This is a genomic window from Desulfovibrio intestinivivus (assembly GCF_053570665.1).
This window is the reverse complement of the sequence record NZ_JBRBQT010000001.1, coordinates 1,439,792-1,461,508: the sequence shown is the minus strand read 5'-3', so window position 1 is coordinate 1,461,508 and position 21,717 is coordinate 1,439,792. Positions and strand designations below refer to the sequence as shown.

General features: G+C 58.2%; 19 protein-coding genes. 10 read left to right on the top strand and 9 right to left on the bottom strand.

All coding sequences use genetic code 11. The annotated features are described in order from the left end of the window. Window positions 1-38: 38 nt before the first annotated feature. Window positions 39-536 carry a hypothetical protein gene (locus tag ACUZ9P_RS06235; RefSeq protein ID WP_449249065.1) on the bottom strand — a complete coding sequence of 166 codons (498 nt, stop codon included), beginning with the start codon at window positions 534-536 and terminating at the stop codon, window positions 39-41. Window positions 537-578: 42 nt separating this feature from the next. After that, a complete protein-coding gene (locus tag ACUZ9P_RS06230; protein WP_449249064.1) occupies window positions 579-2,324 on the bottom strand; it encodes a DEAD/DEAH box helicase in 1,746 nt (581 codons plus the stop codon). Between the two features lie 254 nt (window positions 2,325-2,578). Between ACUZ9P_RS06230 and hisI the strand changes: the two genes are divergently transcribed. From hisI to tyrS, 9 genes are all read left to right on the top strand, one after another. Further along, on the top strand, window positions 2,579-2,995 hold the full coding sequence (gene hisI / locus ACUZ9P_RS06225; protein WP_022657658.1) for a phosphoribosyl-AMP cyclohydrolase: 417 nt from the start codon (window positions 2,579-2,581) through the stop codon (window positions 2,993-2,995). Between the two features lie 12 nt (window positions 2,996-3,007). Beyond that, window positions 3,008-3,901, top strand: coding sequence for an ATP phosphoribosyltransferase (gene hisG / locus ACUZ9P_RS06220; protein ID WP_449249063.1), 894 nt, complete (start codon window positions 3,008-3,010; stop codon window positions 3,899-3,901). Window positions 3,902-4,041: 140 nt separating this feature from the next. Beyond that, a complete protein-coding gene (locus ACUZ9P_RS06215) occupies window positions 4,042-4,815 on the top strand; it encodes a YkgJ family cysteine cluster protein (protein ID WP_449249062.1) in 774 nt (257 codons plus the stop codon). A 380-nt stretch (window positions 4,816-5,195) separates the two neighbouring features. Continuing rightward, window positions 5,196-6,458: a sulfite exporter TauE/SafE family protein gene (locus ACUZ9P_RS06210; protein WP_449249061.1), complete on the top strand. Its 1,263-nt coding sequence runs from the start codon at window positions 5,196-5,198 to the stop codon at window positions 6,456-6,458. A 2-nt stretch (window positions 6,459-6,460) separates the two neighbouring features. Beyond that, on the top strand, window positions 6,461-7,192 hold the full coding sequence (locus ACUZ9P_RS06205) for a hypothetical protein (RefSeq protein ID WP_449249060.1): 732 nt from the start codon (window positions 6,461-6,463) through the stop codon (window positions 7,190-7,192). Window positions 7,193-7,567: 375 nt separating this feature from the next. Continuing rightward, the gene (locus tag ACUZ9P_RS06200; protein WP_449249059.1) at window positions 7,568-7,735 is read left to right on the top strand and encodes a hypothetical protein; all 168 of its coding nucleotides are present in this window, start codon (window positions 7,568-7,570) and stop codon (window positions 7,733-7,735) included. A 179-nt stretch (window positions 7,736-7,914) separates the two neighbouring features. Then, the gene (locus ACUZ9P_RS06195) at window positions 7,915-8,784 is read left to right on the top strand and encodes a hypothetical protein (protein ID WP_449249058.1); all 870 of its coding nucleotides are present in this window, start codon (window positions 7,915-7,917) and stop codon (window positions 8,782-8,784) included. 160 nt (window positions 8,785-8,944) lie between these two features. Continuing rightward, window positions 8,945-9,193, top strand: a complete 249-nt coding sequence (locus ACUZ9P_RS06190) for a hypothetical protein (RefSeq protein WP_449249057.1) — start codon at window positions 8,945-8,947, stop codon at window positions 9,191-9,193. A 127-nt stretch (window positions 9,194-9,320) separates the two neighbouring features. After that, on the top strand, window positions 9,321-10,517 hold the full coding sequence (tyrS, locus tag ACUZ9P_RS06185) for a tyrosine--tRNA ligase (protein WP_298995123.1): 1,197 nt from the start codon (window positions 9,321-9,323) through the stop codon (window positions 10,515-10,517). Between the two features lie 74 nt (window positions 10,518-10,591). Here tyrS and ACUZ9P_RS06180 read toward each other — a convergent pair whose 3' ends face one another. Further along, entirely contained in the window at window positions 10,592-12,409 is a 1,818-nt protein-coding gene (locus ACUZ9P_RS06180; RefSeq protein ID WP_449249056.1) for a sensor domain-containing diguanylate cyclase, read from the bottom strand. A gap of 136 nt (window positions 12,410-12,545) precedes the next feature. Here ACUZ9P_RS06180 and ACUZ9P_RS06175 point away from each other — a divergent pair, with 136 nt between their 5' ends. Beyond that, the gene (locus tag ACUZ9P_RS06175; protein WP_449249055.1) at window positions 12,546-13,781 is read left to right on the top strand and encodes a bifunctional nucleoside/nucleotide kinase/histidine phosphatase family protein; all 1,236 of its coding nucleotides are present in this window, start codon (window positions 12,546-12,548) and stop codon (window positions 13,779-13,781) included. A gap of 122 nt (window positions 13,782-13,903) precedes the next feature. On the opposite strand, the gene ilvN is transcribed toward ACUZ9P_RS06175, so the two are convergent. The 6 genes from ilvN to ACUZ9P_RS06145 all read right to left on the bottom strand — a co-directional run bounded on the left by ilvN (window position 13,904) and on the right by ACUZ9P_RS06145 (window position 21,546). Next, complete coding sequence (gene ilvN, locus ACUZ9P_RS06170; RefSeq protein WP_022657648.1) at window positions 13,904-14,200, bottom strand: acetolactate synthase small subunit; 297 nt, start codon at window positions 14,198-14,200, stop codon at window positions 13,904-13,906. Beyond that, the gene (gene ilvB, locus ACUZ9P_RS06165) at window positions 14,197-15,873 is read right to left on the bottom strand and encodes a biosynthetic-type acetolactate synthase large subunit (protein ID WP_449249054.1); all 1,677 of its coding nucleotides are present in this window, start codon (window positions 15,871-15,873) and stop codon (window positions 14,197-14,199) included. The genes ilvN and ilvB overlap by 4 nt, the downstream gene beginning before the upstream one ends. A 272-nt stretch (window positions 15,874-16,145) precedes the next feature. Beyond that, a complete protein-coding gene (locus tag ACUZ9P_RS06160) occupies window positions 16,146-17,753 on the bottom strand; it encodes a TerC family protein (protein WP_298995138.1) in 1,608 nt (535 codons plus the stop codon). 232 nt (window positions 17,754-17,985) lie between these two features. After that, window positions 17,986-18,843, bottom strand: coding sequence for a translation elongation factor Ts (tsf, locus tag ACUZ9P_RS06155; RefSeq protein WP_298995141.1), 858 nt, complete (start codon window positions 18,841-18,843; stop codon window positions 17,986-17,988). 162 nt (window positions 18,844-19,005) lie between these two features. Then, window positions 19,006-19,782: a 30S ribosomal protein S2 gene (gene rpsB / locus ACUZ9P_RS06150; protein WP_298995143.1), complete on the bottom strand. Its 777-nt coding sequence runs from the start codon at window positions 19,780-19,782 to the stop codon at window positions 19,006-19,008. Window positions 19,783-20,022: 240 nt separating this feature from the next. Next, the gene (locus tag ACUZ9P_RS06145) at window positions 20,023-21,546 is read right to left on the bottom strand and encodes a DUF2079 domain-containing protein (protein ID WP_449249053.1); all 1,524 of its coding nucleotides are present in this window, start codon (window positions 21,544-21,546) and stop codon (window positions 20,023-20,025) included. Window positions 21,547-21,717: the final 171 nt, after the last annotated feature.

Here is a 21,717-nt window from a genome sequence, read left to right as displayed (position 1 = left end):
ATATGCCGATTCCCGAACAAATAGCGCACGCCCGGCGGCTAGATGAGCCGGTCGAAAACGAGTTTGTAAATCTTGCGGATATGCAGCACCAGTTTGAGATTGATGCTCTTGGCCTGACCGGGATCCAGCGTGGAAAAGGAGCACAGGTGGCGAGCAAGCTCGCTGAAGTCACCATCGCCCCGCGGTTCAAGCATGGCCCAGTATTCATTGGCCCGCTGCACAATATGGGTGCTGTGCTTGTCCTTGTGCGCCCGCACGTATTCCTGCTGAAAAAGCTCAAACATGCGCGGAGCATCAACAGGAAAAGACCTCGCCAGCGCCAGTCGCCACAGGGCCATGTAAAGCCCCATGAGTTCCGACTGCATCTGACGGCGACGCATAAACTGCATGCGCTTTACGCCCAGCAGTTCAAGTTCAAGGGTAAAGTCGGCATCGGCCAGCAATGCCTTGAAATTCTCCAAAGCCGCGCGCGCGGCTTCAGTCGGGGCACCGTCTGTCGATGCCTCCTGCGTGGTGAGATCGTCACTGTTCTGCATGGCTGTCACACTTAACTGTTTGCTCGTAAGATCCCAAAATGCCTAGCCCTCGCCCTCTTGGGACGAACCCTGGCCCTGCCCATCGGCAGATTGCCCTGCAGTACCCTCGGTTGCATTGCCGCCACGGCGTCGCGAGGAACGGCGACGGCGTTTGCCGGAATGCGAAGATTTGCCTTCGTCAGCGCCAGAATCAGAACCGGAATCCGGGGCTGATCCCCCGCTCTGCTCTTCAGGGGCAGCGGGCCTGGCTTCCACGGCGTCCGCGCTGCGGCCACCGGACGGCTTTGGCCGGGCACCGCGGGAACGCCCCTGCTGGGGCTGGCGCGACGGACGGTGCTGGCCTTCGGAGGCGCGGGGCCGTCCATCGGGAAAGCGCGTTTCGCACAGGCTTTCCTGATGGCAGGCATCCAGCAGCATGGCCAGAAGCAGCACGTTGTCTTCTTCATCGCTCTGCGTGGCCAGATCGCGCGCAAGCTGGGCATAGCGCCCAACGCGCATGCGTTCAAGCCCGGTCAGATTGCGGAACCGCCCTTCAAGAATGGCGGTCAGCCTGGCCCCGGCTACCCGGGCCACGTCTTCGTCAGAAGGCAGAGGCAGGGGTATTATGCCGATCTTGTAGTGCTTGGCGATACGGTCAAGCTCCATGCGCTGCATCACGTCCACCAGCGAAATGACCGTACCGGCGGCACCCGCACGGCCTGTGCGGCCTGCGCGATGGATGTAGCTTTCGTGATCTTCCGGCGGCTCATAAAGAAAAACGTGCGAGAGCTGCGCAATATCAATGCCGCGCGCCGCAACATCTGTAGCCACAAGATATTGCAGCTTGCCCGCCCGGATTTTTTCAAGCACGGCCTCGCGGCGCGACTGCGAAAGATCAGCGGAAAGCTCGTCGGCGCTGTAGCCAAAGCCCTGCAAAACGCCCGTCACATAATGAACGTTGGACTTGGTATTGCAAAAAATAATGGCGGAGGCGGGGTTTTCCGTTTCCAGCAGGCGCACGAGCGCGCGGTCTTTATCCATGGGCTTCACCTCGCAAAAGAGGTGCTGCACTTCGGCCACGTGCACTTCTTTTTGCGAGAGGGAAAGCATGGCCGGTTCCGCCATGAATTCACGCGCCAGCTTGAGCACATGGGGCGGATACGTGGCGGAGAACAGGCAGGTATGGATGCGCTTTTGCGGCAGGTAGCTCTGAATTTCCTTCATGTCGGGATAAAACCCGATGGAAAGCATGCGATCGGCCTCGTCAAAAACCAGAACGCGCAGGTCGCGCAGCTCCATGGTGCGGCGCAGCAAATGGTCAAGAACGCGACCGGGCGTGCCCACAATAACCTGCGCGCCGTCGCGCAGGGCATCCATCTGCTTTTTATAGCCCACGCCGCCATAAACAGCGGCAGTGCGGATACCAGTTTCTGCAAAAATTACAGCAGCTTCGCGCTCAACCTGAACGGCGAGTTCGCGCGTGGGGGCCAGCACCAGGGCCTGCGGGGCCTTGAGGTCGGCAGAAATATGGGGAAGCATGGGCAAGAGGTAGCAGCCCGTCTTGCCGCTGCCAGTGCGGGACTGCACCATGATGTCGCGCCCGGCCAGCAGATAGGGCAAGGCCAGCGACTGCACGGGCATAAGGCTTTGCCAGCCGGCCCGGCGGCAGGCCGCACTCACGGTTTCGGGCAATTCGTCAAGAGTCACCCTGGGCAGGGCATCATCGGGTTCGCTGATGGAAATGCCGTGCAGCACGGCATCAGAAGCGGAATCCGCACAATCATTCACAGTGGAATCGTAATCGGCCATGTATTTTCCCGGCGGCACACCCGCCATAACTAAGAGTTTTGCTAACGTGCCAGCATGCCACACCCGGCATGGATTCGCAAGTTGCGCTTTTGCGGCAGACCATGCCGTCTCAGGAACGCAGCTCTTGCGTCCTGCGGCTCTTGCAGGTAGATTTAACTGTTTGCGCGGAACAAACCGCACTATTAGACACCGTATTTTGTCGGCACAACGCAAGCGCGCACAGCCCTGCCAACCGACACAACAAAGGAGGCCCCATGTCCGCTACCCCTGACGGCAGCGCGGCTCTGGAAGGCAACCCCGGCTTTCAGCCCGATTTCAGCAAGGGGCTTTTGCCCGCCATCGCCCAGGATTGCGACAGCGGCGAAGTGCTCATGCTGGCCTATATGAACGAAGACGCATGGCGCAAAACCCTTGAAACCGGCGAGGCCCATTACTGGAGCCGCAGCCGCAAGGAGCTTTGGCACAAGGGCGGCACATCGGGCAATGTACAAAAAGTGCGTTCCCTGCGGCTTGATTGTGACAATGACACAATACTGCTGCTTATTGAGCAGATCGGCGGGGCCGCCTGTCATACAGGACGGCGCTCCTGCTTTTACAGGGAATTGAAGCAAGGTTCGGTGCGGGAATGCTCCCCGCAGGTTTTTGACCCCAAAAAAGTCTACGGTCGATAGAAGGAAACTGTCATGAGCGCGGATACCATGCCCATCATCAAGCTTGGCGTGCCCAAGGGCTCGCTGGAAGAAGCCACCATCAACCTTTTTGAACGCGCGGGCTGGAAAATCCGCAAACATACGCGCAACTATTTTCCCGACATCAACGACCCGCAGATCACCGCTTCGCTCTGCCGTGTACAGGAAATCGGCGAATACATTGAAGCTGGCGTGCTGGACGTGGGCATCACCGGCCTCGACTGGCTGACCGAACGCAACCACGAAGACAAAGTAGTACGCGTTTCCGACCTTGTATATTCCAAGACCTCCAACCGCCCCTGCCGCTGGGTGCTGGCCGTGGCGGGCGATTCGCCCTACCAGAAGGCCGCCGACCTCGCGGGCAAGCGCATCGCCACCGAGCTGCAAGGCCTGACGCAGCGCTACTTTGACCGCGAAGGCGTTAAGGTTGACGTATTCTACTCCTGGGGCGCGACCGAAGCCAAGGTTGTGGAAGGCCTGGCTGACGGCATTGTGGAAGTGACCGAAACCGGCACCACCATCCGCGCTCACGGCCTGCGCATTATTGACGAGGTCATGGTTTCCTACCCCGTGCTCATTGCCAATAAAGAAGCGTGGAAAGACCCCGCCAAGCGCGCCAAAATCGAACAGCTCGATCTGCTGCTCCAGGGCGCGCTCAAGGCAGAAAATCTGGTGGCCCTCAAGATGAACGCGCCAGCGGACAATCTGGCCGCCATCCTTGAAATGCTGCCCTCGCTCAATTCGCCCACGGTTTCGCCCCTGCGCGACACCCACTGGCTCTCGGTGGAATCCGTGGTGCAGATTGATGTGGTGCGCGATCTGATTCCCCGCCTGCGCCTCGCTGGCGCGGAGGGTATCATTGAATACGCGCTGAACAAGGTCATTTAGCACTAGCCGTCCACACAGGCGGCAGCACAAATAACGGCAAGGCGGCCTGCGCAAGCGGGCCGCTTTCTGCCCGCGCGGCGGGCATTTATTGTTTCCTCGCCCCGCGCCGCCGCGCCACGGGCACGCAACCAGGAGCGCCCATGTCCTCTGATGCCAGCCGTGAACTTCTCGACAGCCTGCCAGAACTGAAACCTGACGAAACATTCTGCTTTGACTGCAACCCAGATGTCCCCTGTTTCAACCGTTGCTGCGCAGAGCTGACCCTGCCACTGACCCCTTACGACGTGCTGCGCCTGCGGCGTAATCTGGGCCTTGGCAGCGAGGACTTTCTTGGCACCTTTACCACCTTGCGCTCGTTTCCCGACACAGGCTTTCCCCTGCCCATGCTGCGCATGCTTGACGGACCGGACGAACCCTGCCCCTTTGTGACCCCTGCGGGCTGCTCAGTGTACGAAGACAGGCCCGGCGCATGCCGCTACTACCCCTTGGGGCGCGGCACAAAGATGGCGACAAACGGCGTTTCAGAACGCTTCTTTGTGGTGCGCGAGCCACACTGCCTTGGCTTTGACAAAGGCACCGTGCGCACCCCTCATCAGTGGCTGGAAAACGAGGAGCTAAGGCACTTCAACACTTCCAACGACCGCTATATGCGCCTCATGGCCATGGTACGGGCAACGGGTCAACCACTTGAACCCCGACTGGTAACTATGATAGTGCTGTGTCTGTTTCAGATCGACAAGTTCCGTGAGCTTATCACAAACATGCGTGTATTCTCGCATGTGGACATAAGCGACCAGCGCAAGGCGGACATCATGGAAGACAGCCAGCACGGCGATGAGGCCGCGCTTGATTTCGGGCTGGACTGGATGGAGCTTGTCATTTTTGGCCAGAGCCAGGGCCTGACAAAAAAATAGATTGTTTTGAATTTCACAAATATGGCGAAAAAGCGCCCCCCACAGCAATGCGAGGGTGCGCTTTTTCATATCTTGCCGAGGTTATTAAGCATTCCAGCATAGCGAAAACATGGCGAATACCGGGGCTATTTTTTGGAAGTTTGCAGACCGAGCAGCCTTGCTCGTGATAAATTTCTTTTACAAATTCCGGCTAATATGTCAGAGTGACTGGGTACAGGATATTTTGAGCTGGAGATTGATAAAAAACCAAAGAATTCAAGCATATCTACTGACAGAACCCAGCTGTGTGTGACGCGACGCACGGCATTGCCTTAGACGGTTTGTTTGTATTGGGGCCACGACCTCGGCCATTGGCCGGAACAATCGTATTGGAGGAGAGTATGAGTTTTGGCAGACAGGTGTATGAGTTTCTGCTGAGCAGCTCCCAGGCTTATGCCAAATGGGATTTGGAAGTCTCCACTTCCATTCTCAAAAGCAGGAAAAAGCTGCTCATCTTGTTGGCTCTTGCAGTTCCCATTCTGGCGGGCTGCTTTGCCGAAGCCTATGAGTATCACGAAATGCTGGGCGGAAAAACCGCCTATGCCCCGGCTTTTTACACCAACACAATCTTTTTGGCATCCATTGCCGTTGGCCTTGCAGCCGGTCTGATCACCGGGTGTATCGGTGCTGGCGGCGGCTTCATCATTACTCCTGCCCTTATGGCGGCGGGCGTGAAAGGCATTTTGGCGGTGGGTACTGACCTGTTCCACATTTTCGCCAAAGCCATCATGGGCACCACGGTGCACAAAAAACTGGGCAACGTTTCCACCAAGCTGGCCATCGCCTTTCTTGTAGGCTCCGGCGTGGGAACAGTTATTGGCGGCGCGATCAACAAAGGGTTGTACAACGCTGACCCGCTGCTTTCCGAACTGTTCATCAGCACCATTTACGCCGTGCTGCTGGGTTTTCTTGGCTTTTATGCCCTGTTTGACTTTTTGAAGAGCTCCCGCGGCGCCGCCGCGGCGAATCAGGACGCGCACGGCGGCAGCGCCGGTATGACAGGCGTTGCCCTGAAGCTTCAGGCTCTGGCCGTGCCGCCCATGATCACCTTTGACGAAGACCTCATTCCCGGCGGCCGCCGGATCTCCGGCTGGATCGTTGCCGCGGGCGGCGTCATCGTGGGCATGCTGGCCGCCATCATGGGCGTGGGTGGCGGTTTCGTCACCTTCCCCATGTTCGTGTACATCTTCGGCGTGTCGTCCATGACCACTGTTGGTACCGACATTCTGCAGATTATCTTTACCGCTGGTTTTGCCTCCATCGGCCAGTACGCCATTTACGGTTACGTGTTCTACACGCTGGCTGTCGGCATGCTGCTTGGTTCGCTGCTGGGCATCCAGGTGGGCGCTCTGACCACCAAGGTAGTCAAAGGCATCCACATTCGCGGTTTTTACGCCATCTCCATCATTGCCGGCTTCATCAACCGTGCGGCCACCCTGCCCAAGAAGCTCGTTGAGCTTGAAGTGCTGAACTGGTCGCCCAGTGTGGTGGGCATTATTGAAGATGTGGGCAACGTGGTTTTCTGGGTTGTCGTTGCTTTCTTCGGCATCTGGGTGTTCAGCAAGTTCTTCTTCAACCTCGGCAAGCTTAGAGGGGAGGCCTGATCATGCTTATTCATGCCAAAGCCCCGTTCTTCCGGGGCAGCTTGATGCTTATTTCGTTTCTGGCTCTGTTTGCCACCCTGCTCATGCCCATCCTGCGTGACGAAAACGGCAAGCACGTTACCGGCCTTGAATACGCCGATAACGTCTTCAACGAGCTCTCCAAGGGTTCGTCCTACTTTATTCCCGGCGTTCGTGAAAACCTGAAAAAAGTTGACGGCAAAGTAGTGACGATTACGGTCAAGCTCAAGAAGGCCGCCCTTGCCCCCGTTGCCGCCATGGTCCTGCAAACTGCGGGTGCCACGGATGTGAGCGCTACTGACGGCAAGGTTACCTTTACCGGCGACTTGGGCAAGATTCTCACCTCCGCCACTGACGATTCCGATGCCCTGTATCACAACGATACGGACAAGGTTTCGCAGAAATACGGTGGAGAAAATGCCCTTAAAGTGGCTTCCGCATGGTGGTACCTGCTTTCGCCCAGCATCAAGGAACTGCAAAAGCAGCGCCTGATTACCGAGTCGCAGGTAGTGGATCATGTGCTGCGCCGCGCCATTGAGCCGGGCAACAACTTCTACAGCGTGACCGCCGCCAAGGTGTCCGAGCACGTTCTGTTGATGGTTGGCATGCTGGTTTTCTATGTGCTTTACACCCTGTGGTATGGCTTTGCCATCTTCGAACTGTTCGAAGGTATTGGCCTTGCCATGACCAAGTCCAAAGTCAAAAAAGAAGGCTAAGGCATAAAACCGGAGACGCACACATCCCCATAGCTCGCGTCTGCTAAAAAATGGGGATATGCCGGCTTTGCCTGGTTGGATATTGAAGAAGGCCGTCTTCCTGTGGAAGACGGCCTTCTGAGCGTTGATGGCGTCAACGCGACCAGCAATCTGGAACAGGTCGCGGCTTGCCCGCGCCGTCGCGACAGATTGATGGACTCTTATTCACGTTGGCAGCCGTCTTCCTGTGGAAGACGGCCTTCTGAGCGTTGATGCCGTCAACGCGACCAGCAAGCTGGAGCAGGTCGCGGCTTGCCCGCGCCGTCGCGACAGATTGATGGACTCTTATTCACGTTGGCAGCCGTCTTCCTGTGGAAGACGGCCTTCTGAGCGTTGATGCCGTCAACGCGACCAGCAATCTGGAACAGGTCGCGGCTTGCCCGCGCCGTCGTGACAGATTGGTGGACTCTTATTCACGTTGGCAGCCGTCTTCCTGTGGAAGACGGCCTTCTGAGCGTTGATGCCGTCAACGCGACCAGCAAGCTGGAGCAGGTCGCGGCTTGACCGCGCACACCACCAGACACTACATATGCAATCTGATACATTTCAAAAAAAGTCTGTTATAAGTAACAACTTAGGCACAATCGGACTGTATATTATCCAAGCAAATATCACTAACATATTGACATAATACCAGTATTAATATATTTACACGGCTTTACCAACTCATTCAAGGCTGTCCCATGAATTCAGACGCTTCATTCTGCCTCTGGAACTCAAGCTGCCATGAGGCGCTGGCCGATGCACAAAACACCGGGGCCAATGTACACCTTGAATGCTGCCTTATCTGGTGCGGCGAAACTGCCTGCATATCTGTGGAGGGTCTGGTACGCGAGGTCAACGGCAGGGAGGCCCAGCTTGTTGTGCGTTCCATGAGCATGCAGCCCCAGAACCCCAAGGTTTTAATAAACCAGGGCAAATTTTACTTCAGCGTCAAGCGGCACATTGCGCAGGATATGACGGCGCGCCTTGGCGTTTACGGTAGCGCGCAGATTCTCGAAACAGCTGTGGGGCCCAGTGGCGAAATGCTGTATTTGAGACTGCGCTTTTCACGCCATGTGACTGTACGGCAGTTGCGCAGCAGCAAACGGATACCCTGGCGCGCTGGATACAGCCGCATGTCGAGCGTGCTGCTCGCGCCGGAGCGCCCCGACACCATCAACGATTTGCGCATCATGCTTGGGGAGTACAGTCAGCTGCCCCCGCCAGCCACGCGCATTCTGGATGTTTCAGAAGGCGGGGCATGCGTCTGCATGCCGGAAGAACTGGCGGTACCTTCCTTCACCTCCGATGCAACCTACCTGTTTTTTCTCCAGCCCAGCGTGGTGCCTGTTACTGTGCCTCCCTACGTTTTTCTTGCCAAGCGGGCAGGTTTTGGCAAGGCCCCTGACGCACAGGGTATTGCCGTGCGCCTGCGCTTTCAGGAAGAACTGGACTGGAGCGCCCGCCGCGCCAGGCTGCGCTGGCTCAACGTCAAGGGCGGCTCCCCCCGTTTGCGTCAGTGCCTCACCAAATACGCCGATGCGTCAAAGGATCAGCAAGAATCCGCTTAGGCGCAAGTAGCCGCAACGTTCCTGCTTTTGCCACGACCTTACCCTACTGACCCTTCTCCCAATCCGGGTTTTATGGCCCTAAAATTGCATGATTTGTGGCAGTATTGCCGCCATGCGGAAAATTTGACCCATGCAGGTCATCAACATAAAGGATACCGCCATGAAAATTTCCGGACTCAACCCCACTCCGGCCTTTGCCTTCCCCGCCATGGAAAAAGATGAAAACACCGCTGCCAGCATGCCTTCCCGCGATGTTGTCAGCCTGAGCGCCCCCAATTTGCTGGCAGATGACGAAGTGGACGGCGTGCTTGACGACACCATGAGCATGATCTCGCAAAATCCCATGGATGCGCTTTCCGTTCACGGCGGCCTGAGCGCCAGCCGCGTTGCCTCGCTGCTGAGCCTGTAGGCTGGCTGATTCTCTGCGGCATGGTTTGACACTATCGCCGCCTTGGGGGTATCACTTTCCGTCTACGTCGGCGCATATTTTTTTTGGTCCGGCGTTTTTTACCGAAGCCAGCACAGAGGTAAGGGTGATGACGGATATTGACCGCCAAATGGCCACCATCAAGCGCGGCATGGCCGAGCTGATTGACGAAAACGAACTGCGCAAAAAGATTGCGCGCGGCAAGCCGCTGCGCATCAAGGTGGGCTTTGACCCCACCGCTCCTGACCTGCACCTTGGGCATACGGTTGTTATGCACAAGATGCGTCATTTTCAGGAACTGGGGCACCATGTCATCTTTCTTATCGGCGACTTTACGGGCCGCATAGGCGACCCCTCCGGCCGCTCGGAAACCCGCCCCCCCCTCACTGAGGAGCAGGTTCTTGCCAACGCGGAAACCTACAAAAAACAGGTTTTCAAAATTCTTGATCCGCAGAAGACCGAGGTTGCCTTCAACTCGGCATGGCTGGGCAAGATGGACGCCACGGGCTTTATCAAGCTGGCTTCCAGCTATACCGTTGCCCGCATGATGGAACGCGATGATTTTGAAAAGCGTTTCCGCGAGCAGCGTCCCATATCAATCCACGAATTTCTGTATCCGCTGTGTCAGGGTTATGACTCTGTCGCTCTCAAGAGCGATGTGGAAATGGGCGGCACTGACCAGAAGTTCAACCTGCTGGTGGGCCGCACCCTCCAGGCGCACTACGGCATAGAAAGCCAGTGCATTCTGACCCTGCCCCTGCTCGAAGGCACCGATGGCGTGCGCAAGATGTCAAAATCTTACGGCAACTACATTGGTATTGACGAAGCCCCTTCCCAGATTTTCGGCAAGGTCATGGCTATCTCTGATGAGCTCATGTGGCGCTACTATGAGCTGCTCTCGGCCAAAAGCCTTGAAGACATTGCAGCCCTCAAGGCTTCCGTGGCCAACGGCGAGCTGCACCCCAAGGCCGCCAAGGAAAATCTTGCCCACGAGATGGTGGCCCGCTACCACAGCGAAAAAGATGCCGATGAAGCAAAGCAGGGCTTTAATGCCGTTTTTGCTGGCGGCGGCGTGCCGGACGATATGCCCGAGCACCAGTGCGCCTGCGGCGAAGACAGCACCCCCCCGGTGTTTCTTGAGGCCGCAGGCCTTGTCAAAAGCCGGGGCGAAGCAAAACGCCTGATGAAAGAAGGCGCGCTCTCCATTGACGGGGAACGCTGCGAAGACGCCGTCACCCCGCTTGCAGCCGGTGAATACGTAGTCAAGCTCGGCAAAAAGCGCTTCCTCAAGCTGAAGGTGCGTTAAGGCGCAATCAGCCTGGATACTTGGAGAACGCCCTTGTGCCGCAGATACAGACCTGCCGCGCAAGGGCGTCCTTTTTATGCGCCAAAACCCTGACCCTCCGAATTCTCCACAGCGGGCGGCAACAAATTGTCCGCAAGGCATACGCGATTACGGCCACTGTTCTTGGCCCGGTAGAGGGCAAGGTCTGCCCTCTTCACCATGTCTTCCAGGGGATTTTCCACATCTGCCTGTAAATCCGCCAGGCCAATGCTAACTGTAAAACGAATGTTCTTTTCGTTGTGCCACACGACCATTTCTTCCACGCGCCTGCGCAAGCGCTCTGCAATGGCCTCTGCCTGATCGGGCACAACGCTGGCTAGCAGAATGCCAAATTCTTCACCGCCAAGCCGCCCCACATGGTCAGAGGTACGCATGGTGTCATGCAGCAGCGCGCCAAGCCCCTTCAGCACGGCATCACCCGTATCATGCCCGTACGTGTCATTGATCTTTTTGAAATGGTCGATATCAAGCATAAAGAAGACCATGTTCAGACCATAGCGCTTGGCCCTTTCAATCTCGAACTGAATTTTTTCCAGCAAATTCCTGCGGTTGTTCAAGCCAGTAAGCGCGTCAGTGGTGGCCAGCGAGTACAGGTCTTCAATACGTTTTTCCAGGCTCTGCTGTGTCTGCTTGAGTTCTGTAATGTCAGAGGCAATAACAAAAAAACCCCGCACCTCCCGTCCATCCATATCCGGTATGTAGCGGGACAGCACATAGCCTGTTGAGCCGTCGGCCCTGACCCTTTCCTGCTCAAAATCCTGTGGTTCGCCGCGCAGGGTCGCATCAACAAGGGGGGCGCATTTGACAAGCAGCTCCTCGCCAAGCAAGGATTGCAAATCGATGCCGATGATCTCCTCCTCACCTTTGCCAAACCATGCCCTGTACATTCTGTTGGCGTAATGGCACCGCCGCTCCGCGTCCCAGTAGGAGACCATGATGGGCGCGTGGTCCATCAGGATACTGATGAACTTGTCGCGCGAGCGCATGGCGCTTTGCAGTTTTTCTGTGGAAAGTTCAGAACGGCGGCGTCTGCGCGCTTCTATCACCAGGAGTGAAGTTGAGAGCACAGCCGCAGTTAGCCATATCAGCACTTGAGCGAGCAGGTCGCTACGCCAGTGGGCATAGCTGTTTTCGCCGCTGATGATTGTTCCCACCACCAGGGGGCCGCCCTCCAGAAAGGGCGCTGCCGCCTGCTGCAAGGTAAGCATGGACCGCGCCCCATCAGCCCGCAGGGGCTGGGTGTGCAAGGCCGCCGCATCGGGTGCCATGTTTGCAATGCTCTCCGCCAGAAATGTATTTTCAGCGTTGTCCAGGTCGGCAAAGGGCAGCAAAGGACGTCCAGAGGCCGTATAGACTGCAACCTTGGCATCTGCGCGACTGAACGCATACGCCAGTTTGTATCCCCAGAATTCTGGTTTCAGGGCAATGCTTACAGATACGGAGGGAAGCCCGTCCTTTGCGGTGGAACGGGAAAAAACGGCTGTGGACGCAGAAGAAATTTCGCCAGTGGAGGCCCGGGGCGCACCGTTGAGCTCGACAGCAATGGCGGCGACAAAGGGATTATCCCGCACCATATCTTGCATCCTGCCGGCAAGCTGGTCTTCGTCCAAGGAGGAAATGGCGGCGCTTTCCACCGAGTTCAGCAGATAGGTGATGCCGCCCACTTCCATTTTGACAATATTGACGGCAATGCTGCTTTCAGAGAGCAGCAGACGCAGCTCGTTTTCCTGAAGCAGAAAATAATCGTCCACCACGTTGGCGCACAGGAGGCCAGCAAGCACGACCAGCCAGACACTGTGGATGGCCCAGTGCAACCGGGAAGCCAGCGTTCTGAAAAAGGCCGTGATGCTCATGTCAAAACTCGGCAGGTAAATATGTTTATTGCATAATACTACCGCCATCGCGGGCAGGCAAGGAGCGACCCGCCCCATCCAGCAGAGTTCTTTTATTTTTTTCTCTTTTCTCCTACCATGCGGCAACGGAGGTCGTATGCAGAAACTTTATGTCGCCATGGTCGGTCTGCCCGCAAGGGGAAAATCCACTCTGGCAAAGCGCATCCGCGACGGTCTTGTGACCGAAGGCATTGCCGCAAAGCTGTTCAATAACGGCGACATGCGTCGCGCGCTCATTGGCGCGGAATCCACCGACCCCAATTTTTACGATCCCAACAACAAACTGGGACGAGATGCGCGCGAAATGATCTGCATGCGCAACATGGAGATTGCCCGCGAATGGCTGGCCAAGGACGGCGAGGTGGCCATTCTTGACGCCACCAACGTCAGCCGCGCGCGCAGGCACCTCATAGAAACCACGCTCACCGACTACCCGGTGCTCTTTGTGGAATGCGTCAACGAAGACCAGCTGCTGCTCAATGCCTGCATACGCCGCAAGACCACCCTGCCGGAATACGCCTCGTATACTGAAGAAGAAGCCCTTGCCAGCTTTATGAAGCGCATCAGCTACTATGAAACCATTTACGAGTCATTGCAGGACGAAAAATACTGGTTGCGCGTTGATTCCACAGCCAACCGCATTCTGGACGAGCGCCCCTGCGAAAGTTCACCCTACTACCCCGCTATCCGCGAAATGGTTGTCAGCGTGTGGATCCAGTGCCTGTATCTGGCGCGCCACGGGCAGACGGAATTCAATCTGCGGGGCCGCATCGGCGGCGACCCGCCGCTCACAGCCACAGGCCGCGCCCAGGCGCTTGCCCTTGCCACCCACCTGCGCAACAAACCCATTGAGTGGGTGTTTACCTCCACGCGCATACGCTCGCACGAAACGGCAACCCCATTGCTGACCGAACGGCCCGAGGCGCATGCCATGGCCTTTAAGGAGTTTGACGAAATATGGGCGGGCGATTGCGAGGGCATGCTCTACAGCGAAATCCGCGAGCGCATGCCCGAGGTCACCCAAGGCCGCAACGCCAGCAAGTACACCTACACTTACCCCAATGGCGAGAGCTACGCCCTGCTGCGCGAGCGGGTACAACGCGGTTTGCGGCGGGCGCTTTTTCTGGCTGGGGATGCGCCCCTGATCATTGTGGGGCATCAGGCCATCAACCGAGTGCTGCTTTCGCTCTTTCTCCGACAGCGCAACGAAGACGTACCCTTTATCTATATTCCGCAAAACCAGTACTACCACATCAGCCTGACCCCGCGCCGCAAGGTCTTTGAACGCTTGCCCTATGACGGCGGGCCGGGGGCCAGCCTGCTGGCTGAATAAAAAAGGCTGCACCCTATCTGCCAGCGCGTCCATCAAACGCAGGCAGATAGGGGCACAGCCCGTGGACAGCCTGTTACGCGGGGCGCGGTGTTATGTTGGTACGCACCGCGCCCTGCTCTTGTTTAGCATTCAAGGCAACCGGCCAGGCGGTTGAAGACCGTCGGTTCCGCATGCCCCACCTGCACATCCAGCACATCGTGCAGCTTGCGCACCTGCTTGACTATCTGCTCCATGCGCCCGTCGTCCTTGACCACCAGCCACATGCGGCAGGTATCGCCGTCTGCTTCCGGCGTAACAAGCACGCCTTCAAGGTTGTAGGCACGGCCAGCAAAGAGGCCGCACACGTGCGAAAGCACACCAGGATGATTGTTGACGCTCAAGTGCAAAGTTGTAAGCGCGCTCGTCACGGAACCGTTCATGCGTTAACCCCCTCTATCATCTGACTGTTTGCCGCTCCTGGCGGCACCATGGGAAAAACTTTTTCTTCTGCGCTCATGCGCACTTCAAGCAGGCATGGGCCGGGCGTGCCCAAGGCCTTTTCCAGCACGGCCCTGGGGTCGCGCTCGTTGTTAAGACAGATGGCCGGCATGCCAAAGCCTTGGGCAATACGCACAAAGTCCGTGCCTGCCGTGAAAGCCGAGCCGAACAGCCGCCCTCCAAAGAACAGATCCTGCTGTTGCTGCACAAGCCCAAGTCCATCGTTGTTGCACAGGATAATCTTGACGTTGGCCTGATTTTCAACAGCCGTGGCCATTTCCTGAATATTCATGAGCAGGCTGCCATCGCCGGAAAAACAGACCACGGTTTCCTCCGGCTTTGCCAGCGCAGCGCCTATGGCGGCAGGCAGGCCAAAACCCATTGTTCCCAGCCCGCCGGATGTGAGCCACTGCCGGGGCTGCATCATGGGGTAGGCCTGAGCCACGCGCATCTGGTGCTGGCCCACGTCTGTGCTCACAATGCCCTTGCCGTGCAGGGCGTCCGCCACGTGTCTGATGATGCCGTAGGGCGAACAGACCTCATCCATGCGGTCAAAACGCAGGCCGTGCTCCGCCTTGCATGCTGCTACGCGCTCAAGCCACGGCTCGTGGTCTGTCTTGCGCAACAGGGGCAGCAGGGCCGTGAGAGCCTCTGCCGCGTCCGCCGTAATACCCACCTGCGGAATACGCAGCTTGCCCACCTCGCAGGCATCAATATCAATATGGACAAGGCCCGTCTTGGGGCAAAAGCCGTCCAGCCTGCCCGTAGCGCGGTCGCCAAGACGAGCGCCCACAACCATGAGCAGATCGCATTCGTCCACCAGCATGTTGGAAGCGCGCGCTCCATGCATGCCAAGCATGCCCACGGCCAGTTCATGCCCGTGCGGCACCGTGCCCAGCCCGCGCAGGGACATGACGGCAGGGATGCGACGGGCCTCCATAAAGGAAACCACCGCCGCCGAAGCCTCGGGTGAAGACGTGCCGCCGCCCAGCAACAACAGGGGGCGCTTTGCGGCGTTCATCATTTCCGCCGCGCGGGCAAGGGCCTGCGGGTCTGGCTGGGGCAAGGGAGCGGGGGTTCCGGCGGCGGGCAGATCCTGCAATTCAGCAACAGCCACCTGCACGTCACGCGGGATGTCCACCAATACAGGGCCGGGGCGATCGCCAGCGGCAATGGCAAAGGCCTCGGGAATCACGCGCAGCAGTTCGTCAATGGAGCGCACAATGAAGTTGTGCTTGGTGGCTGGAATGGACATGCCGTAGATGTCCACTTCCTGGAAGGCATCGGTGCCGATCATGTTCAGGGGCACCTGCCCGGTAATGCAGACCAGAGGCACGGAATCCATGCGCGCATCGGCGAGCGCCGTGAGCGTATTGGTGGCGCCGGGGCCGGAAGTGGCAAAGATAACGCCGGGGCGGCCCGTGACTCTTGCCATGCCCTGAGCGATGAAGCCTGCGCCCTGTTCATGACGGGCAAGGATGTGCCGGATGGTTCCACTGCGCCCGAGGGCATCGTAGAGAGGAAGATTGAAACCGCCCGGGATGCCGGCAATGTGCGTGACACCCTGATTTTCCAGCAGGCGGATGGTGAGTTCTGCTCCCGAAAGACGTAACATCGCCGCAAGACTCCTTTTCGATGGTGAGGCTTGTCGGCGGCGGTGCGGAATAAAAAAAACCCGCCGACTCGCGCCGGCGGGGTTTGCAATACTACCTTAGATCTTCCCTGCTCAGAACGCGCGCAAAGTGTGACACCGTACTACTACGGCGCACATAATGGATAGCAGCGCTACGTGGCGGAAAGAAGATTGTGTGTTCATGCTCATGCTTTGAACCCTACGCCCGCACCCGGCAAGCTGTCAACATGTCAGACCAGTTCGGCCCAACAATTTTATTTCTTGCGTTTCTTGCCATCGGCATGGGGCAGCAGCAGCTTGACCGCCCGCACTTCGTCAATACGGCGGCGATCCATGCGGGTTATCTCCAGATCCCAGCCCTGATAGCGCAGGCGCGCGCCTTTTTCAGGTATGCGGCCAAGGCGCTCCATAATGAGCCCCCCGAGGGTGGCGCTGAACAGACGGCGCGGCAGGCTCACCCCAAGCCAGCTTGCAAACAGGTCAACAGCCAGACGCCCGGGCAGAACCCAACTGCCGTCAGGCCTGCGGCAAACCTCCGGCCCGGCGGGCATGTCGCCCATCTGGCCCGCAAGCACGCTCAGCAGTTCCGCAGGGGTGATAATACCCACAACGCTGCCGTATTCATCCCGCACAAAGGCCAGTGGCGCGGGATTGGTACGAAAATCTTCCAGCAGGGTCGTCAGCGGCGTATGCTCGAATATGGTGGGCGCGGGGCGCACGTAGGTTTTAAGATCCCACTCGCGGTTGCCTATGCCCTGCTGCTCCTGTTGCAGAATTTCACCGGGATGCACCACGCCCAGCACTTCGTCCGTGTCGCACCGCAGCACGGGCAGCCAGGCAAGGCGCGAGGCCGCGGCAAAACGCGTGACCGTGGCGCGGTCGGCGTTACTGTCCAGCCAGTCCACGCGCTGGCGCGGGATCATGATAAAACGTGCCGTGCGCCCGCCAAGGCGGATCACACGAGCCACCATGTCCCGCTCCATGGGGGCAAAGAGCTGGCCCCCGGCATCGCCTGCCAGCGCCGCTGCCTCCAGCTGCGCCTCGCCGCCGCCGGGCACGCCGCCGCCAAGCAGATTCAGAATGACCCGTGCCGTGGATTCACGCATGTCGCGCATGCTGTAACGCCTGCGCCGACTGCGCAAGGCCCACTGGTTGCAGGCCTCAACCAGCACCGAGAACCCAATGGCCGCGTACATATAGCCTTTGGGGATATGGTAGCCAAGGCCATCGGCCAGCAGGCTCAGACCGATCATCAGCAAAAATCCCAGGCACAGCACGATAACTGTGGGATGGCGCTCCACAAATTCCAGCAGGGGAGCCGCGGCGAGCACCATGATGACCATGGCAGCCAGCACCGCCAGCATCATGATGAACACATGGTCCACCATGCCCACGGACGTGATGATGGAATCCAGGGAAAATACGGCATCCAGAATGATGATCTGAAAAATCACCTGCCAGTAGCCAGCTTGCGGCCCGCTGGTATCGAACCTGCCCGCGTGGCCTTCAAGCCTATCGTGCAGTTCCATGGTGCCCTTGAGCAGCAAAAACACGCCGCCAGCCATAAGGATAAGATCGCGGGCAGAATAGCCATGCCCGCCCAGGGTAAACAGGGGGTCCGTGAGGGCAACCAGCCGCGCCATGAAGGCCAGCAGTACCATGCGCATGAGCAGGGCAAGCCCAAGGCCGGTCATGAAGGCCTGACGCTTCTTTTCCTGCGGCAGTTTGTTCACAAGAATGGAAATAAAAACCAGGTTGTCTACGCCCAGCACCACTTCCAGCAGCACCAGCGTACCCAGACCAGCCCAGGCTGCGGGGTCAGTTACCCATGCCAGATCCCACATATCTTCTCCGGCGGCCATGCCGCGTTTCCGTATTAAAAAAGGGGCCAGAGGCCCCCAGCAGACAGCAATTCCCGCCTGGCGGGATTTGAAGAAACCATTCGCGCCCGACAACACCGCAAGGCGCTGTCAATTTATGATTTCTGGTTGCGCTGACTTTGTCAAACGCAATGGGGGGCCAAAGGCCCCCCATAAAACCGTGCTTGGCCAGAAGGCGTACACTTATGTGCCGTAATCCGGCGCAGCGCTGTGCCTATTCGGCAGCAAGCTGGATGCGTTCGAAACCGGTAACCGTGATTTCGTCGCCGATGGTCTTGCCCGTTTCGCGCACGATGTCGGAAATAATCTTCTTGTCGTCGCGGATGTAGGGCTGTTCCATGAGGCATACTTCCTTCTGGAACTTCTTCACCGCGCCATCGGCAATCTTGTCCACGATCTGGGCGGGCTTGCCTTCTTCAATGGCCTTCTGGCGGTAAACTTCGCGTTCACGTTCCACAGCGGCCTGATCAAGGCTGGCAGCGTCAAGAGCCAGGGGGCTGGCGGCGGCAACCTGCATGGAGAGATTCTTGGCCAGTTCCAGCACTTCGGGCTTGGCGGCGCTTTCGGCCTTGCCGCAGGTCAGGTACACAAGAACGCCGATCTTGCCGTTGGCGTGGATGTACTGACCCACCACATCGTTGGCGCTCTTTTTGCTGAAGCGGGCAAACTTGCCAAGCTGCATGTTTTCGCCCACGGAGGCGATGAGCTGGGTCACTTCTTCGCCCAAGAGGGCTTCAAGAGCTGCGGCATCGGCAGGAGCCTTTTCAAGGATGACCTGGGTCACGCGGGCAGCCATGGTCTGGAACTGTTCGCCGCGAGCCACGAAGTCGGTTTCGCAAAGCAGCGAACCCATGGCGACGTGCATGTTGTCGGCAGTGGCGGCCACGGTCACGAGGCCTTCGCTGGTGGCGCGGCCAGACTTTTTGGCAGCCTTGGCCATGCCCTTCTGGCGCAGCCAGTCAACGGCCTTTTCCAGGTCGCCTTCCACTTCCACCAGGGCTTTCTTGCAATCCATCATGCCTGCGGCGGTCATGTCGCGCAGTTCTTTAACCAATTGTGCAGTGATAGCCATAGTATACTCCACACGCTGTCCGGCCCCAAGCCGGAGTTTTGTAAATGCCTGATCGGTTGCGCGGCCTCCGCGAAGCGCGGCGCGCAATCTTTCATCCAGACGGGGGCAGCGCAGCCTTTACAGGTTGCGCCGCCCCCAGGATACGGAATATGGAAAGGCCAGCTATTCGGCGGGAGCGGCTTCCGGAGCGGAAGCGGCGGCTTCGGCCTTCTGCATGGCTTCTTCAGCGTTGACGACTTCGCCCTTGTGATCCTTGTTCATGGCTTCGCCTTCCATGCAGGCTTCGGCGAAAGCAGCCACAAACAACTTGATGGCGCGGATGGCGTCGTCGTTGCCGGGGATGATGTAGTCAATAACATCGGGGTCGCAGTTGGTGTCGGTCACGGCCACGATCGGGATGCCGAGCTTGCGGCATTCCTTCACGGCGATGTCTTCACGGTGCGGGTCGATGATAAAGGCAAGCTGGGGAGTGCGGTCCATGTTCTTGATACCGCCCAAGGTTTCCTCGAGCTTTTTCATTTCGCGTTCCAGAAGCAGAATTTCCTTCTTCTGGTAGCGATTGATGGTGCCGTCGCCAAACATGGCTTCCAGCTTCTTCAGACGATCCACGCTCTTCTGGATGGTGACAAAGTTGGTGAGCGTGCCGCCCATCCAACGGTTGGTCACGTGGAACTGACCGGCGCGGCCAGCTTCAGCGGCCACGGCTTCCTGAGCCTGGCGCTTGGTACCGATGAACAGCACCTTGCCGCCCTTGGCAACAGTGTCGACCACTTTGTCGTAGGCAACGCGGAACAGCTTGACGGTCTGCTGCAGGTCGATGATATGGATGCCGTTGCGGGCGCCAAAGATGTAAGGACGCATCTTGGGGTTCCAGCGGCGGGTCTGGTGACCGAAATGCACGCCGGTTTCCAGCATTTGCTTCATGCTGACATAAGCCATTGGGATTCCTCCAAAGGGTTAACTTCTTCCACCCATGCCCTGACCCTGCAACCCGATGTCCACACCCAGGATGGGCAAACCGTCCTTGGGCGCAAAAAATGGACGACACCACACGCGCCGTCCCACCGGGCACCCCGGGCCGCTGCCTTTGGGTGTGCTTGATGGAAAGGGAGTCAATACACTACCATCTTGCGAATAGCAAGCACTGATGCGGAAATTTCCGCGCAAACCGCACATCAGCTACCGACCCAGCCCCTGCACAAGCTCAGGCTGGGTTTCGCGAAGACTCTTTCCTGCATAAATTACCAGAACATCGCTGCTCTTTACGCGGACAAGATCGGGATGCGCGTCAAAAAACGCCTCCGCCCGCTCAAATTCCCCGCGCGACACCCCGCCCCCGCCGCCCGCAAGGTAGGCCGTGCCCGCATAGGGTGAAATCATCACCACGCTGTCGTTCAGCGCCCCGTCCATGTGCGATATGTCGGCGGTATAGCGCTGATAGGGATAAAATACGTGCGGCCCAAGGCCGGACTGCGCCCACACTCGCACAGTCGGGGGAAAATCCGGCAACTGCCCCAGAGCTTCGCGCAGGCGCGCATACGACTGGGCATCGGGATGTTGCAGCAGCCGCGCCACTGTCGCAGCCGGATTGTACCAACCCGTCTGCGTAGAGAGCATTATGACGGCCATCACAACACCAGCGGCAGGCAGAAGCTTTTTCCACAATGCGGGGCGCAGTTTGCCCTGCACCCACATGCAGGCGTGGCAGATGGACAGCATCAGGAACACGCCGGGCAAATCCTCATACTGTCCGGCCATGGCCCACATATGACCGTAGCCGGAAACAGCCACCATGGCGAGATAGGGCAAGGTACACAGCAGGCAGAGCATGGCCTTGCGCCCAAGCAGGGGCAAAAACCACGAGTAAGCCAGCAGATGCAGATAGTAGCGCAGCTTGAAATTCCACTGTCCGCCAACATCTACAAAATTGCTGAAGGCATAGCCCGTTCCCGCGCCCGCAAGCTGGCGCATGTAGGGCAGCCATACCTTTGTGACCGTGACAAACCACAGCCCGGAACACAGGCATAAAATCGCGCCGACACGCCGCTGCCCCAGCAGCAAAAAGGCATACATGCCCAGGCAGAAAATACTGGGTGCGGCGCGTTCCTGCGCCAGAAAGACCACAAGGCAGCATCCGGCAAGCGCCCACCAGCGGCGCTTGTGCAGCATGAGCACGGCCAGCATGAGCATGGGCGTAACAAGAGTTGTGTAGTGAACCTGCCGCGACCACGGCGTGAGCACCGGGCGGAAAAAAAAGAAAAGAAGCAGCGCAAAACCAGCCGTCCACACCCAGTTGCCGGAAGGCGTATCGCCGTCTGCTTCTTCATGCAGGGCGCGCACCAGCCGGGGCAGAATAAAGGCCATTGCCCCCACCGCCACGCCTTGCAGAGCGCTGAGGGGGTACGGGCTTTTCCACGGCCCCACAAGGGGAGCCAGCAGGGCCGTCAGAGGGGTGCAATGGTGGGCGTAAAAGGGTTTGCCCTCATAGACGTTGGAAAAAGGAGCCTGCCAGTCCCAGCCGTTCCAGACCCGCCAAATCTGCGTGATAAAGTAGCCAAAATCCGCATCATTGATGACAAAGCTGCGCATCTGCAACACGCTGCCCCATATGAACAAGGCGGCAAAAGCCAGAGGAATGTACCAGAGCACCAGCTTTTCTGCCAGCGCAGACCCACCTGTACAGGACTTGCAGTTCATGTTCATATCATCTCGTTCAATCAAAAATTTGCTGCCCCGCGCAAGGGCACGGGCAGATTTCAGTATCACGCCGGAGGCCGTGTCACAAGCTTGGGATGGCGTGCCACAGACTGCGCCCCTTTTCAAACGGCGCATCTACACTTATAGTTAGAGTTCACGCTGCGCCTCAAGCGGCGC